Consider the following 14,996-nt stretch of genomic DNA (forward strand, 5'->3'; position numbering starts at 1 on the left):
GGCCTGTGAGATTTGAGTTGTAAGCCTTGGTGGTTCGGCAGCAGATTGCGGTGGGGCCGTCAGCCCAGCCACAGATCCCAGTGCCCCCCAAAAAGCCCCATCCCCTCCACCCCCGAATCAGGGGACTCGCTGGGCCAGTTTCCCCAACTGATCTCACCTTCAAAACACAAGCCACTGATAAACAACAACTTTCACACATGGCGCGGCCCTTGCAACCCCCTCGCAAACGACCCACCGCACGACCTGAGGCACGCCCCGATGATCACGATCAAAGGCAATGTCCTGACCCCTCTGATGCAACTGGCGCTGTGCATGCTCGGCCTGCAGTCCTTCGCCGAAGCCGCGATCCGCTGCGAACGTACCCTGGTGGCGAACGTCGTCGCCTTCGACCAACCCATGATGTTCAACCGCCTCGGCGCTCAGAATGCCAACGGTATGATGTTCGCCCTGCGCCGCGATGTGGTCGACGAGCACAATGTCTCGCTGGCCCAGGGGGGCGCCGCAGTGCCAGGCAAGGTCTCGCTGCGCCCCGACAAGCGCCCCCGGCCAATCGTGCTGCGGGTCGCCGCCGGGGAGTGCCTGACGGTCAACCTGCACAACCTGCTGGCCTACCAGGCCAACCCCAACAAGCACCTCACCGATGAACACCTGGACCCGATCGTCGACGACCAGGTCACCGATCGCCATGTAGGCTTCCAGGTCAACGGCCTGCAAGCGGTGAACAGCATCGGCGATATCGCCGCCAACACCGGGCGCAACGCCAATTTCCTGGTCGCCCCAGGCGCGACCCGCAGCTACACCCTCTACGCCGAGCGCGAAGGGGCGTTCGCTGCCACCAGCAAAGGCGCTACCTTCGGCGGTGAGGGCGCAGCCGGCAACGTCGCCAACGGCCTGTTCGGCCAGGTGATCGTGGTGCCCAAGCTGGGGCGCACCTACCGCAATACCCTGACCGAAGAAGAAATGCGCATGAGCACCACCGGTCGCGCCCCCACCGGGCAGCCGGTGGTGGACTACCAGGCGCGCTACCCGCAACGCGAGCCATGGGTCAGCGAGGGCAAGGCGGGCATGCCGATCATCGCTATGGTCGATGGCAGCGAGATCATCTCCAGCGAAGCCGACGCCATCGTCATGGGCCCCAACGCCGACGGCAGCTTCCCAGCCTCGACCTACCCACTGGAAAGCGTGGGCAAACGCAACCCGGCGCTGCCCAACCGGCTGGAACCGTTTCGCGATTTCTCGTCGGTGTTTACCGATGAGGCGGCCGTGACCCAGGCCTTCCCCGGCTACTGGGCCGACCCGGTGATGGGGCACGTGCTCGAACCGACCCGCGACTCGTTCATGATCAACTACGGCTCCGGCGGCATGGGCGCCGAGGTAGTGGCCAACCGGCTCGGCGTGGGCCCGATGCACGACTGCCTGTCGTGTGCCTATGAAGAGTTCTTCCTCAGCTCGCACACCGTGGGCGATGTGGCCATGCTGGTGGACGTGCCGGCCAACGTCGGCCTGGAAAACATCCGCCCCGGCGAGGTGCCCGACCCCAAGGACACGGGGGTCAAGGCGAGCATGGCGCTGTACCCCTCGGAGCCGGCCAACGTCAACCACAGCTACATCGGCGACTTCGTCAAGTTCCGCAACAGCCACCATGGCCACGAGCAGCACATCTTCCACCTGCACGGCCACCAGTGGCTGTTCAACCCCAACGACGACAATTCCGACTATGTCGACGCTCAGGGCATCGGCCCGGGCGTGGGCTACACCTATGAGATCGCCAATGGCGGGTCGGGCAACCGCAACCGCGTGGCGGGCGATGCGATCTACCACTGCCATTTCTACCCGCACTTCGCCCAGGGCATGTGGAGCATGTGGCGTGTGCATGATGTGTTCGAGGAAGGTACCCGCCTGGAAGTGTCCGAACAGGGCGCCGATGGCTACCACAGCCAACCCTGGGCCTTGCGCAGTGGCAAGCCGGTGGCCGGTGCACGGGCCTTGCCCGATGGCGAGATTGTCGCGGGCACGCCGATTCCTGCGGTGGTGCCGCTGCCGGGCAAGGCCATGGCGCCGATGCCAGGCAAGGTCGCCGTGGTGCCGAAAATGGCCCAGACCCTGGTCGCCGAACACGACCACGAAGACGGCGAGGAGGAGGGTGACGATGACAGCGGCCAGCATGAGGGCGCACTCAAGGCCATCGGCTCGCTGGTGCTGGTGGACCGTAGCGAAGCCAACCGCAACGCCGACGGCAGCCTGAAGAACCCCGGCTATCCGTTCTGGATCGGCGGCATGGAAAGCACCGTGGGCCAACGCCCACCCACCCCGCCACTGGACATGCTCGACCCGGCCAAGGCGCGTGCCCTGCGTGACAGCGGTAACCCGCTGTGGGCCAACCTCGACCCGGCCCAGGTCGACGGCTGGGACGGCGGCCTGCCGCGCCATGCGCTGGACGGCGTCGCCGCCGGAGGCGAGGCGACGGTGACCACCACCGCGCTGGATTTCTCCAAGCAGATCACCCGCGCCAAGGCGGTGTTCCTGCCCGAGGAGGGCACCGAGGTGGAACAGGCGGCCATGGCCTATCACGCCAAGCTCAACCACCCGAGCTTCGCGCTGTTGCCAGGCAGCCAACTGGTGGCACGCGACTTCCGTACCAACGGTGCACCGCCCACGGCGGGTGCGCCGTATTACGAACCGTGCATGGACGACCGCGCCAAACGCCTGACCCAGTCCTCCGGCGCGGGCGAGTTCAACAGCGGCGAGCGCCTGGACGCCATGAGTTTCAGCGGCACCTCGCCGTTCACCGCCGACCGGCCGCGCCTCTACAAAGGCGCCAACATCCAGTTCGACGCGGTGTACAACAAGGTCGGCTATCACTTCCCGCAGGCGCGCATCATCAGCCTGTGGGAAGACGCCTGGTCGGTGATCAACAAGCAGCGCCCGCCTGAACCCCTGGTGATGCGCATGAACACCTTCGACTGCGTGATGTACGTGCACACCAACCTGATCCCGTCGTACTACGAAATGGACGACTACCAGGTACGCACGCCCACCGACGTGATCGGCCAGCACATTCACCTGCCCAAGTGGGACCTGACCGCCGCCGACGGCTCGGCCAACGGCTGGAACTACGAAGACGGGATTCTCTCGCCCGGTACTGTGGTCGAGCGCATCGAGGCCATTCGCGACTTCAACGGCTGCCAGGCCGGCGACCCGCGCGACGGCACCGAACTGTGCCCGCACGCCAAGCAGCACCCGTTCTTCGGGCGCTACGGCCGGGCCGACTGGCTGGGCGCACGCACGGCCATGCAGCGCTGGTTCACCGACCCGGTGGTCAACGTGCACAACGTCGACCGTGGGCTGGGCACCATCTTCACCCACGACCACCTGGGCCCATCGACGCACCAGCAACTGGGGCTGTATGCCACCGTGCTGGCGGAACCGGCCAACTCCACCTGGTACCACGCCGAAACAGGCGAGCAACTGTACAACCCGGCCTTGCGCCAGGACGGCGGGCCGACCTCGTGGCAGGCCGTGATCGCCACCGGTGACCACGACAACGACGGTCGCAACGACAGCTACCGCGAGTTCTTCCTGGAATACAGCGACTTCCAGCACGCCTATGAAGCAGGTGTGTATGTGGGCGCAGGACCCGATGGTGTGCCCAATGCCCAGGCCTTCCCGGCCACCGCCGACAGTTTCCGCTACGCCATCAACCCGCCCGTGCGGCAGAAGGCGTCCAACCTGCTCGAAGCGGTGGTCGAGTCGCGCGGCGGCCTGTCCCCTGGCTGCCCGAGCCGGCCGTGCCCGCAGGCGATTTCGGTGGATGACCCCGGCATGTTCGTCGTCAACTACCGCAACGAGCCCCTGGCGCTGCGCGTGTACGACCCCAACAAGGTCGCCCCCGACGGCAAGCGCGGCATGCAGGCCGACGGCCTGGGCGGTGACCTGGCCTATGCCATGCAGAGCCGCACCGACCGTGCGATCCCGGCGATGAACCTGTCGCCGGCCGCGATCACCTCGGCAGTCGGCCCGACCGGCGGCACCACGCTGTTCCCGCCGCACATCAACAAGGCCGGTGCCGAGCCGGGTGACCCGTTCACGCCGATGCTGCGTACCTATTCGGGCGACAACGTGCGGCTGCGCATGCATGCCGGTGGCCATGAAGAGGAGCACAACGTGACCTTGCACGGGGTCAAGTGGCTGCAAAGCGGCTCGGGCTTCGGCAGCAGCTCCAACTCCGGCTGGCGCGCTTCGCAGATGATCGGTATCTCCGAACAGCTGGGCTTCATGTCGCCGGTGTCGATGCTGTCCAGCTCCGCGGCGCCCAACGGTGACTACCTGTACTCGCTTGACGCCGCCCTGGAAGGCTACTGGAACGGTATCTGGGGGGTGATGCGCAACTACACCAGCAGCCGCGCTGACCTGTTCGCGTTGCCCAACAACCCGCAACCGATGGGCGTGCGCAATACCGTGGCGTTCGACGGTATCTGCCCGCGCTACACCGCCAACCCCAACGGCATCGGCACCCGGCCGACCGTGCAGCGCAGCTACGAGGTGGTGGCGGCACTGGCCAACGACATCCTCGCCAACCCGCTGGGCGTGAGCATCAATGACCCCAGCGGGGTCGGCCAGCACGTGGGCGGGCCGCTCAAGGCCAATGGCGGCACCCTGATCTACAACAGCCGCACCACCAGCATTCCACAGGTGACGGTGGTGGACGAGGAGGACGGCGAAACCTTCACCCTCGGCGGCCATAGCGGCCCGCTGCACGACCCGACCGCTGTGCTGTACGTGCGCAAGGCCGACCTAGACCCGATTACCGGCAAGCTCAAGGCCGGTGTGCCGATCGAGCCGCTGGTATTGCGTGCCACTGCCGGCGACTGCATCAAGGTGACCCTGGAGAACCGCCTGCCGCTGGTGATGCCAGACCTGGCCAGCACCGCCGTGATGCAGAACGTGGTCAAGCGCGACCGCCATGGCAGCGAGGGCTCCACCGCGTTCAACAACAACCTGATGCGGCCGTCCAGCCATGTGGGCCTGCATGCGCAACTGCTGGCCTATGACGTGACCAGGTCCGATGGCGTCAACGTCGGCCAGAACCCGGTGCAGACCGTGCCGCCTCGGGCCGGCAACAGCGGCGCCTACCCCAGCAAGGTGTACCAGTACTACGCCGGGCACCTGGAGCGTGAAGGCAAGCCGGTGCTGCAACTGGGCCGTGCGGTGGACAACATCAACAACACCGCCATCGAGTTCGGCGGCCTCAACCTGACCCCGGCGGATGTGATCAAGCAGGGCCAGAAAGGCCTGGTGGGCGCCATGAGTATCCTGCCGCCAACCGCCACCTGGACCGAAGACACCGCCAGCCGTGCCTCGGCCACGGTGACGGTGAGCGGGCAGCCGGCCTACCGCGACTTCGCCACCGTGTGGCAACGCGCCCTCAACATGCGCTGGGCCGACGGGCGTCCGGTGGAGGGCATTGCCACCGAAGGCAACGGCGTACCAGGCGATCCGAAGGACAACTCGGGCATGGCCATCAACTACAAGAGCGAGCCGCTGTGGTTCCGCTTCGGCCTGGCCCCGGATGCGCCGTTCGGGCATGCCGACGGCAACGGCTGGGCCGATGTACCCAACGCCCACATGGCCTACAGCAACGCGCTGGTCGGCAGCGACCCGCAAACCCCGGTGCTGTGGGCCAAGCCCGGCCAGCCGTTCCGCACCCATGTGCTGATGCCCACCGGCGGCAGCCGCGGCGTGACCTTCCAGCTCGACGGGCACCTGTGGTCGCAGCATGCCTTCCAGGCCGAGAAGTCCGACCTGGGCGGCTACCCGATGAGCGCGCCAGGCATCGGCTCGGTGCGCTTCGCCTTCAACCCGCTGTCGATGTACATCGGTGCCCAGGAAAGTGTGCTGCCCGCCGCGCACTTCAGCTTCATGCACCCCAGCGCCGGGGGCGGCAATGGCGTGCCGGGCGACTACCTGTTCCGCGACTACGCCGCCTACGGCAATGCCTCGGGGCTGTGGGGGATCCTGCGGGTCACCAATGAAACACCGCCCGCAACGGCACCGGCGCAGTAATCAGGCAAGGGGGAGAAGGTCATGCACAAGAAGAATCGACCGCTGTACCTGGGGGCTGCTCGCCGGGGTGTTGCTGATGGGCGTGGGGGGCGGCCTATGAAAGCCTGTGGTGCGACCGCGCGGCGCCGATCGGCGCCAGCGCCGAGCCTGAAGGCGCGCACCGCCTCAGTCGCGACGGCGTGACCGTGGAGTTCGAGGCCCGGCCGTTGGTGGCCGCCGGCCGGGCTGGTGGAGGGCGGCTACGCCAACATCCGCTTCAAGGTCACCGAGCAGAGCACCGGGCAGCCGTTGTCCGGGGTCTCGCCAGGCGCCTGGATCGACCCGGCGCTGACCGGCGATGCCGCCCGCGACCGCGCCAAGAGCTGCAAGGCGCGCGTGGCGCTGTTTCTCAAGAGCAGTATCGGCGCACGGCCGTTGATGGACCTCAACAGCTACTTCCTGCTGGTGATGAACAAGGACGCCAGCCTCACCGTGATCGACCCGTCGGTCTCGGTGGGCGGCGTCACCAGTACCCTGGCGCGCATCGGCCTGAGCGCCGCGCCCATGGACTGGGTGGCCAGCAGCGACGACAAGCAGGTGTACGTGTCGATGCCCGAGGCCGGCAAGGTGGCGCTGGTGGACACCGCCACGTTTACCCTGCTCGACACGCTGGAGGCCGGCCAGCAACCGGTGCGCATGGCCCTGCAACCGGACCAGCGCCGGGTGTGGGTGGGCAACAACGCCAGCGACCCGGCCCACAGCGGGGTGACCGCCATCGACGTGAAAACCCGCAAGGCCGTCGGGTTCTTCGCCACCGGTGCCGGGCATCACGAAATCGCCTTCAGCCAGGACTCGCGCTATGTGTTCGTCAGCAACCGTGACAGCGCCACCCTCAGCGTGATCGACGCCAGCGACCTGAGCCTGGCCAAGACCCTGAAGGTCGGCCCGCACCCGCTGTCGGTGGCCTATTCGGCGCTGTCGCAAGCGGTGTACGTGGCCGATGGGCGTGACGGCAGCATCAGTGTCATCGATGCGCGCAGCCACGCCGTGCGCACCCGCATCCAGGCCGAACAGGGCCTGGGCCCGATGCGCTTCAGCAACGACGGGCGCTTCGGCATTGCCCTCAATACCCTGGAAAACCGCGCGGTGGTGATCGACGCCAGCAATGACCGGCAGGTGCACAACCTCGAGGTCTCGGCCGAGCCCTACCAGGTCACCTTCACCTCGGCCTATGCCTATATCCGCGGGCTGGCCTCGCCCAAGGTCACCATGATCAACCTGTCGACCCTGGGCGAAGGCCGCCAGCCGATCATCCAGGGCTTCGATGCCGGGCCGGCCGCACCGCGCCAGGCCGGCGACCTGCCGCTGGCCCAGGGCCTGACCACGGCGCGTGACGAGAACTCGGTGTTCGTGGTCAACCCGGTGGACAACACCACCTACTTCTACGCCGAAGGCATGAACGCGCCGATGTCCGGCTACGCCAACCGCGGCCACAGCGCCCGCGCGGCACTGGTCATCGACCGCAGCCTGCGCGAAGAGGCGCCGGGGGTCTACAGCTCGACGGTCAAGCTGCCGGCGGCGGGCAACTTCGACGTGGCGTTCCTGCTCAACCAGCCGCAGATCATCCACTGCTTCAGCACCCAGGTGGCGGCGTCGCCCACCGCGCCGCACCGCCAGACGCCACGGGTGGAGTTTCTCAACGACCGCCCGACGGTGCAGCAGGGCAGCCCGTTCGTGGCGCGCTTTCGCCTGGTCGAAGGCAGCGGCGAACCGCGTCGGGGCGTGCCGGACCTGACCTTGCGCTACTTCCTCGCACCGTCCTCACGGGCACTGAACAGCACGGTACGCGAGCTGGGCGACGGGGTGTACGAAGCGCCGTTGCAACTGGCCGAGGCCGGCGCCTGGTACCTGCACGTGCAGGCGCCGTCGCTGGGCAGTGCGTTTGCCGAGAAAAACTACACCAGCCTGCGGGTGCTGCCCGCCAAGGCCCAGTGACCCACTGAACGACACGCGAGGAATGCGCGATGAAGCCAATCGAAGCTTGCAGAGTGTTTGCCCTGTGCCTGTGTACCCTGGGCGCGGCCGTGGCCCACGCCCATGGCGGCGCGGACCATGCCGGCCACGCTGCGCCGCCGGCCCGGCAAGAGAAGACCCAGGTGCGCTTTGCCGACGTGTCGCTGCTGGACCAGCACGGCATGCCGGTGCGCCTGGAGCAGGACCTGGTCGGCGACAAACTGGTGGTCATGGGGTTCATCTACACCAGTTGCACCACGGTGTGCCCGGTGGTGTCCTCGATCATGGGCAAGGTTCAGCAGCAATTGGGCGGGCGCGTGGGGGAGGAGGTGCAACTGGTGTCGCTGAGTGTCGACCCGCAGCGTGACGACCCGCAGCGCCTGCTGGACTACTCGCGCACCTTTCAGCATGGCGCGGGCTGGAGCTGGTTGACCGGCACGCCGTATGCGGTCACCGAGACCCTCAAGGGCCTGGGCAGCTGGAGCCCGGACCTGGGCAACCACCCGCCGCTGATTCTGGTGGGTGACGGGCGCAGCGGGCACTGGACGCGCTTCTATGGTTTTACCGACCCGGCGCTGCTGGTGGGCGAGATCGACCGCCTGAGTGCTCGTCGGGTGCATGCCAAACACACTGCCATTGCCCAGGAGCAACTGCCATGAGTACTACAAGCACGCGCATCGGAATGCGCCCCCTGGACTGGCTGGTGCTGGGCGCCTGCCTGTGGATCCTGGCCTCGGTGGCGCTGGCCCATGAAGGGCACCAGGCGCCGCCCAGCGCAACCCCGGCGAACCTGCCGGCCACCGGCACGCACGACGCGCAGACGTGGTTCACCGACAGCCAATTGGCGGACCAGAATGGCAGGCCCGTGCGCTTCTACAGCGATGTGCTGAAAGACCGCGTGGTGCTGCTCAACGTCATCTACACCCACTGCAACGATGCCTGCCCGCTGATCACGCGCAAGCTGCGCGAGGTGCGTGAGGCGATGGGCGAGCCGCTGGCCAGCCAGGTGCTGTTCATCTCACTGACCAGCGACCCGGGCAACGACTCGCCGGCGGTACTCAAGGCCTTTGCCCAGAAGCAGGGCGTGGATGGGCCGAACTGGTTGTTCCTGACCGGCGAGCAGGCCGAGATCGACCGTGTGCTGGCGCGCCTGGGGCATATGCTGCCCAGCCCCGAGCAGCACTCCACGCAACTGATCGCGGGGGATGTGGCCGGCAAGCGCTGGAGCAAGATTCGCCCGGATGCGCCCGCCCAGGCGATTGCCCAGCGCCTGCAATTGCTGACTCAACCGCTGGCGGGGCGTTGAGCCATGGGCCGCCTGCGCTGGCTGGTGCTGCTGATCGCGATGCAGCTGGCTGCCAGTGCCAGCGCGCTGGAGCTGAGCGCGCAGGAAGCGGCGGGCAAGCGCTTGTACCGTGAAGGGGTGTCCAGCAGCGGCGCACAGGTCACGGCACGGGTCGGTGCGGCCGACATGAGCGTGCCGGGCAGTGTGCTGCCGTGCGCCAATTGCCATGGCAACGAGGGGACGGGCAAGCCCGAGGGTGGTGTGCGGCCGCCGGTGCTGAGCTGGCAGCGCCTGGCCCTTGGCAGCGGCACACGCCAGGCCAACGGCCGCGAGTACCCGGCCTATACCGAGGCCAGCCTGGCACGGGCAATCCAGCAGGGCCGAGACCCGGCGGGTAATCGCCTGGACCCGGCCATGCCGCGTTTCTCGCTGGCGCAGTCCGATCAACGCAGCCTTACCGCCTACCTCAAGCGCCTGGCCGATGAGCGTGATCCGGGGGTGCAGGAGGCGACCTTGCGTCTGGGCACGCTGTTGCCCGGCAGTGGCGAACTGGCGTCGGCAGCGCGGGTGGTGGAAGGGGTGTTGCAGGGGTGTATTGCACGCATCAATGCCGAAGGCGGCATCCATGGTCGCCAGTTACAGTTGGTGGTGCTCGACCCGGGGCCGGATCGCGCCAGTGCGCAGCAGGCGCTTGAGCGTTTGCTGGGGCCCGAGCAGGTGTTTGCGCTGGTGATGCCGATGGCGCCGGCACTGGAGGGCAGGTTGGCGGCGCAGTTGGAGGCGGCGGGTGTGCCGCTGATCGGCGCGCTCAGCCAGGAGCCCTACAGCCGGCAGGTGTTCGAGCCATTGCCGGGGTTGCGCGAACAACTGTTGAGCCTGGCGGCGTATGCCGAGACGAGCTTGCAGGTGCTTCAATTGCCCACGCTGGTGGTGTATGGCGATGCCACGCAGGCGGCGCTGGCGGCTCGGTTGCAAGCGGACCTGCGTGAGCGTGGCTGGACACAGGTCCAGGTGCAGGGGGTCGAAGCGCCGGTGCCGGACGCCGAGGTGGTGTTCTTTGTCGGGACCGCGGCGCTGTTCGGCCAGTTGACCGAGGCGTTGCAGGCGAAGGGAATGGCGCCTTACCTGCTGGCGGCGTCGAGCCAGGTGGGGGGTGAGTTGCTGCAGTTGCCCGAACAGTGGTCGCGGCGGGTGTTTCTGGCGTACCCGTTCATCCCCAGCGACTGGAGTGCGGCGGGGCGTACGGCGCTGGCGCAGGTGCGCGAGCGCCAGGGGCTGGATGGGCGCCAGGCGCTGCTGCAGGTGGGTGCGTGGTGCTCGATGGTGTTGCTGGAAGAGGCGCTCAAGCGTGCTGGGCGCGATGCTAGCCGGGACAAATTGGTGGTGGCGCTGGAAGGGTTGCATGACGTGCAGACCGGGCTGACGCCGCCGTTGAGTTTCGGCCCGGGGCGACGCCAGGGCATGGCGGGTGCGCATGTGGTGACGCTGGAGTTGCCGGGGCCGATGTTTTACCCCGTGGCGCCGTTGGCCAGGCCGTGAGAGAGGAGTGTGGAGCATGTCGCCAGCGCTGCATGTACCGCGTAGCAACCGGCACCGTGTCGATGCCATCGCGGGTCGAGCCCGCTCCCACAGGATGCCTGTGGCCGCCAGCCTTGCGCTGCCCCTGTGGGAGCTGGCTTGCCAGCGAAGCAGACACCGCGCATCACCTGGCACCGCGCCGTTGCCTTCGCCGGCAAGCCGGCTCCCACAGGCTCCCTGTGGCCGCCAGCCTTGCGCTGCCCCTGTGGGAGCTGGCTTGCCAGCGAAGCAGACGCCGCGCATTACCTGGCACCACGCTTGTCGTCAGCAACGTCAGCGCCCACAGGCATTGAACCGAGGTGAACCATGAAACTCTTCTTCCTGCTGGTGCTCTTCGTCCTCGCCGTCGCCCAGGTGATGTTGCTGAAAGCCGACGAAGGCGCGCGCTCGCCGCGCGCGTCAACGACACACCCATCAGCCAATTCCGACTGGAACGCTATTTCACCGAATACCTCAACACCCAGAACCGCCCCCTCGCCAGCATCCGCAGCCCCAGCCTCTATCAGCGCCTGCGTGAACAGGCACTCGAACAACTGATCGACAAGGAACTGCTCTGGCAGGAAGCACAGCGGCGCAACATCAACATCAGCGACACCACCGTGCAGGCCCATATCGACCAACTGCAGCAATCGCTCGGGAGCCCCGAACACTTCAGCCAGTTGCTCACGGACGCCGGGTTCGATCACGTCTCATTCGCGAACTACACTCGTCATGAGCTGGCCGCGCAACAGGTGTACCTGACGTCCGGCCAGGTGGCAGAACCCACCCCGGCGCAAGTCCGGGCGTTTTACCAGGACGGTGCAAATACAGCGTCGCCGGCGCAGAACCAATTCTCCGGCGACCCTGTCGAATCGGAACAGGGATTGGCAATGGCAAAGAACCTCCTCATCGAGCGAGAGCAGGCACAGGCACGCCAGGCGCTGCTGCAGCGCCTGCGCGCAGACAGCCGCATCGAGTACGCCGACGCACGCTGAGCCACTACCCCCACTGTTGGGGGTAGTCGTAGGGGCAAAATGCCAGCCACTCCCCGTGATTGGGGGCTGGGGTGTTGGCCGTTTGCCGCACCCTCAACAAAATCAATACGCTATGGCGGTATCAAACACCCTGCCGCGTCTGGCACGAAGCGTGCGTAAGCCTGTACAAGGGCGCACTCAGCCAGACCGGGATCCCGGGCCTGCGCAGTTTCGAGGAGTCGACCTTGGTGAACACAGTTTTGGTAGTCGATGACGAACAGACCCTTGCGTTGAACATCCAGGCGTATCTGGAACACCAAGGCCTGAGCGTCCATGTTGCCCACGACGGAAGCAGCGCCATCAAACTCGCTGCCGAACTTGAACCCGACGTGGCAGTGCTCGATTTCCGCTTGCCCGATATGGAGGGGTTTCAGGTTCTGGAGGCTGTACGCAAGAACAGGGACTGCCACTTTGTGCTGATCACCGCCCACCCGACCGCCGAGGTTCGTGAGCGCGCCAACCAACTGGGTGTCAGCCATATCCTGTTCAAGCCTTTTCCGCTGGCGGAACTGGCCCGTGCAGTCTGCGACCTGACCGGAATCAAGCGCGAGGCCAAGGCCTCGGTCAACACGGACACAGGGTTCGTCGAACGACGCCAGGGCAGGAACCTGAGTTTCCCCCTGCAGTTGTACGACGGCAGCTGGGTACTGGCAGATCGCAGACGCAACAGCGCGAAACCGCCAGGCCCTGACGACGACCAACTGCTCACGGAGTAGCGCGCGAGCAGAGCTGAAGATGGCTTGCCGCGCCCCGCGTCGGAGAGCAAGCCATGGAACCGTTGTCGCTCGTCGTTGTGCCACCCCCCGCAGCCCCCGCAGCGCCGCTTGACCGTCAAATGCTGGCCCAGGCCCGGGCCCACGCCGAACACAGTGGCGAGCGCATGCTCGACAGCCTGCGCACCCTCGCCAACCTGCCCCCCGCCGACTTTGTCCAGCACCTGGGCGCCACCCTGCATTACCCGGTACTCGACAGCCCGGCACTGTTCGCCGCCACGCCGCGGTTCGACCGGGTCAGCCTGGCCCAGTGCCTGAAACGCGAATTCATCCTGGTCGAACACGCAGGCCTGCTTCTGGGCGTATTCGCCGACCCGTTCGACGCCGCCCGCCTGGCCTGGATCGACGACTGCCTGCAGGGCGCGCCGCTGTACCTGGTGCGGGCGGCCGACCTGACCGGCTTTCTCGCCCGCCACGAGGAGAGCTTTCATGCCGTCGATTCGCTGGACACAGAAGGCGACGCCGGGGTGGAGCTGGAAACCCTGCAAAGCCTGTCGCTGGCCAGCATCAGCGAAGATCAGAGCCGCGTGGTCAAGCTGGTCAACTCCACCTTGTACGACGCGCTCAAGATGCACGCCAGCGATATCCACCTGGGCGTCACCGGCAGTGGCCTGGTGATCAAGTATCGCATCGACGGCGTGCTCAACAGCATCAGCAAGGTCAGCGGCAGCGAGTTCGCCGACCAGGTGATCTCGCGCATCAAGGTCATGGCCGAACTGGACATCGGCGAAAAGCGCGTGCCCCAGGACGGCCGCTTCAAGATCGGCATCAGCGCCCGCCAGATCGACTTTCGCGTATCGATCATGCCCAGCATCTTCGGCGAGGACGCGGTGCTGCGGGTACTCGACAAGCAGGACCTGAGCGACCGCGTCAGCGGGGTGCAGCTGCAGGCCCTGGGCTTCGAGGAACACACCCTGCGCGCCTTGCGCCGGCTGGCCGGCGAGCCCTACGGGATGATCCTGGTGACCGGCCCCACCGGCAGCGGCAAGACCACCACGCTGTACGCGATGATCAGCGAGATCAACCACGGCGTGGACAAGATCATCACCATCGAAGACCCGGTGGAGTACCAGTTGCCGGGCGTGCTGCAGATCCCCGTCAACGAGAAGAAGGGCCTGACCTTCGCCCGTGGCCTGCGCTCGATCCTGCGCCACGACCCGGACAAGATCATGGTCGGCGAGATCCGCGACCCCGATACCGCGCAGATCGCCGTGCAGTCGGCGCTCACCGGCCACCTGGTGTTCACCACCATCCACGCCAACAACGTGTTCGATGTGATCGGCCGCTTCAGCCAGATGCAGGTCGACCCCTACAGCTTCGTCTCGGCGCTCAACGCCGTGCTGGCCCAGCGCCTGATCCGCCTGGTGTGCCCGCACTGCGCCACCCCTCACCAGCCCAGCGATGAGGAACTGTGCGCCTCGGGGCTGCAGGCCGGGCAGGTGGGTGCGTACCGCTTCGTGCTCGGCAAGGGCTGCGGCCAGTGCCGCGGCAGCGGCTATCGCGGGCGCACCGCGATCGCCGAGTTGCTGCACCTGGACGACGACCTGCGCCAGATGATCGTCGAACGCCAACCGATTGCCCGCATCAAGACGCTGGCCTGCGAGCGCGGCCTGCGCCTGCTGCGCAGCTCGGCACTGGAACTGGTGCGCGATGGCCGCACCACCCTGGAGGAGATCAACCGTGTCACATTCGTCGCCTGATCGGTTTATCGCAGTGCTCGGCGCCAGCGGCGTCGGCCTGGCCCGGCGCCAGGGCAGCACGCAGCAGTGGCTGGGCAGTGCGGCGTTCATCGCCGAACACAGCCAGGCCTGGAGCGTGGCGCTGGACACCCTGCAATGCCTGCTCAACCAGCACTGCACACGGGGCAGCAGCCTGAGCCTGGTGGTGTCGGTGCAGTTCTGCCGTTTCTGCCTGGTGCCATGGAGCCCCCAGATCACCCGTACGCCCGAGCTGCAGGGGTATGCCCTGGCCTGTTTCGAGGAGCACTATGGGGCAGCGTCTGGAGGGCTGGCGCCTGCTGTTGTCGGCCGAGCCCGCCGGTTGCGCACGCATCGCCGCGGCACTGCCCGAGGCGCTGTTGCAGCGGCTCAGCGCCATCAGCCACGACACCGGCCTGGTGCTGCGCTCGGTGCAGCCCTACCTGATGGCCGCCTTCAACCACTTCGTCAGCGAATTCGAACATCAGGACTTCCTGTTCGTGCTGGCCGAGCCGCAACGCAGCGTGGCCATGCTGGCCCGCCAACTGGGCATTGCGCGCACCACCGTGACCTCGCGCCTGGCGCGCCTGGAAAA

The 14,996-nt window shown here is 66.9% G+C and carries 8 protein-coding genes and 1 pseudogene; all 9 read left to right on the top strand.

From position 1 onward, the window contains the following. Positions 1–258: 258 nt before the first annotated feature. Positions 259–6,063, top strand: coding sequence for a manganese-oxidizing multicopper oxidase MnxG (gene mnxG / locus G3436_RS01670; RefSeq protein WP_163940652.1), 5,805 nt, complete (start codon positions 259–261; stop codon positions 6,061–6,063). 21 nt (positions 6,064–6,084) lie between these two features. Continuing rightward, positions 6,085–8,037: pseudogene (locus tag G3436_RS01675) on the top strand (YncE family protein). A 29-nt stretch (positions 8,038–8,066) separates the two neighbouring features. Next, positions 8,067–8,714 carry an SCO family protein gene (locus G3436_RS01680; RefSeq protein ID WP_163940654.1) on the top strand — a complete coding sequence of 216 codons (648 nt, stop codon included), beginning with the start codon at positions 8,067–8,069 and terminating at the stop codon, positions 8,712–8,714. After that, positions 8,711–9,361 carry an SCO family protein gene (locus tag G3436_RS01685; protein ID WP_163940656.1) on the top strand — a complete coding sequence of 217 codons (651 nt, stop codon included), beginning with the start codon at positions 8,711–8,713 and terminating at the stop codon, positions 9,359–9,361. The genes G3436_RS01680 and G3436_RS01685 overlap by 4 nt, the downstream gene beginning before the upstream one ends. Positions 9,362–9,364: 3 nt before the next feature. Beyond that, positions 9,365–10,879, top strand: a complete 1,515-nt coding sequence (locus tag G3436_RS01690) for a cytochrome c/ABC transporter substrate-binding protein (RefSeq protein WP_163940658.1) — start codon at positions 9,365–9,367, stop codon at positions 10,877–10,879. 338 nt (positions 10,880–11,217) lie between these two features. After that, a complete protein-coding gene (locus G3436_RS01695; RefSeq protein ID WP_338001186.1) occupies positions 11,218–11,892 on the top strand; it encodes a SurA N-terminal domain-containing protein in 675 nt (224 codons plus the stop codon). Between the two features lie 224 nt (positions 11,893–12,116). Next, positions 12,117–12,647, top strand: a complete 531-nt coding sequence (locus G3436_RS01700; RefSeq protein ID WP_163940663.1) for a response regulator — start codon at positions 12,117–12,119, stop codon at positions 12,645–12,647. 53 nt (positions 12,648–12,700) lie between these two features. Continuing rightward, positions 12,701–14,404, top strand: a complete 1,704-nt coding sequence (locus G3436_RS01705) for a GspE/PulE family protein (protein WP_163940660.1) — start codon at positions 12,701–12,703, stop codon at positions 14,402–14,404. A 287-nt stretch (positions 14,405–14,691) separates the two neighbouring features. Beyond that, positions 14,692–14,996, top strand: a 305-nt coding sequence (locus tag G3436_RS01710; protein WP_163940661.1) for an AsnC family protein, incomplete at its 3' end; no start/stop codon positions are given.

Origin of the sequence: Pseudomonas brassicae, assembly GCF_010671725.1 — a bacterium.
Classification (GTDB): Bacteria; Pseudomonadota; Gammaproteobacteria; order Pseudomonadales; family Pseudomonadaceae; genus Aquipseudomonas; species Aquipseudomonas brassicae.

Bases quoted from the DNA above. Each gene is read 5' to 3' on its own strand.
- mnxG (WP_163940652.1), top strand. From the start codon at position 259: ATGATCACGATCAAAGGCAATGTCCTGACCCCTCTGATGCAACTGGCG.
- G3436_RS01680 (WP_163940654.1), top strand. From the start codon at position 8,067: ATGAAGCCAATCGAAGCTTGCAGAGTGTTTGCCCTGTGCCTGTGTACC.
- G3436_RS01685 (WP_163940656.1), top strand. From the start codon at position 8,711: ATGAGTACTACAAGCACGCGCATCGGAATGCGCCCCCTGGACTGGCTG.
- G3436_RS01690 (WP_163940658.1), top strand. From the start codon at position 9,365: ATGGGCCGCCTGCGCTGGCTGGTGCTGCTGATCGCGATGCAGCTGGCT.
- G3436_RS01705 (WP_163940660.1), top strand. From the start codon at position 12,701: ATGGAACCGTTGTCGCTCGTCGTTGTGCCACCCCCCGCAGCCCCCGCA.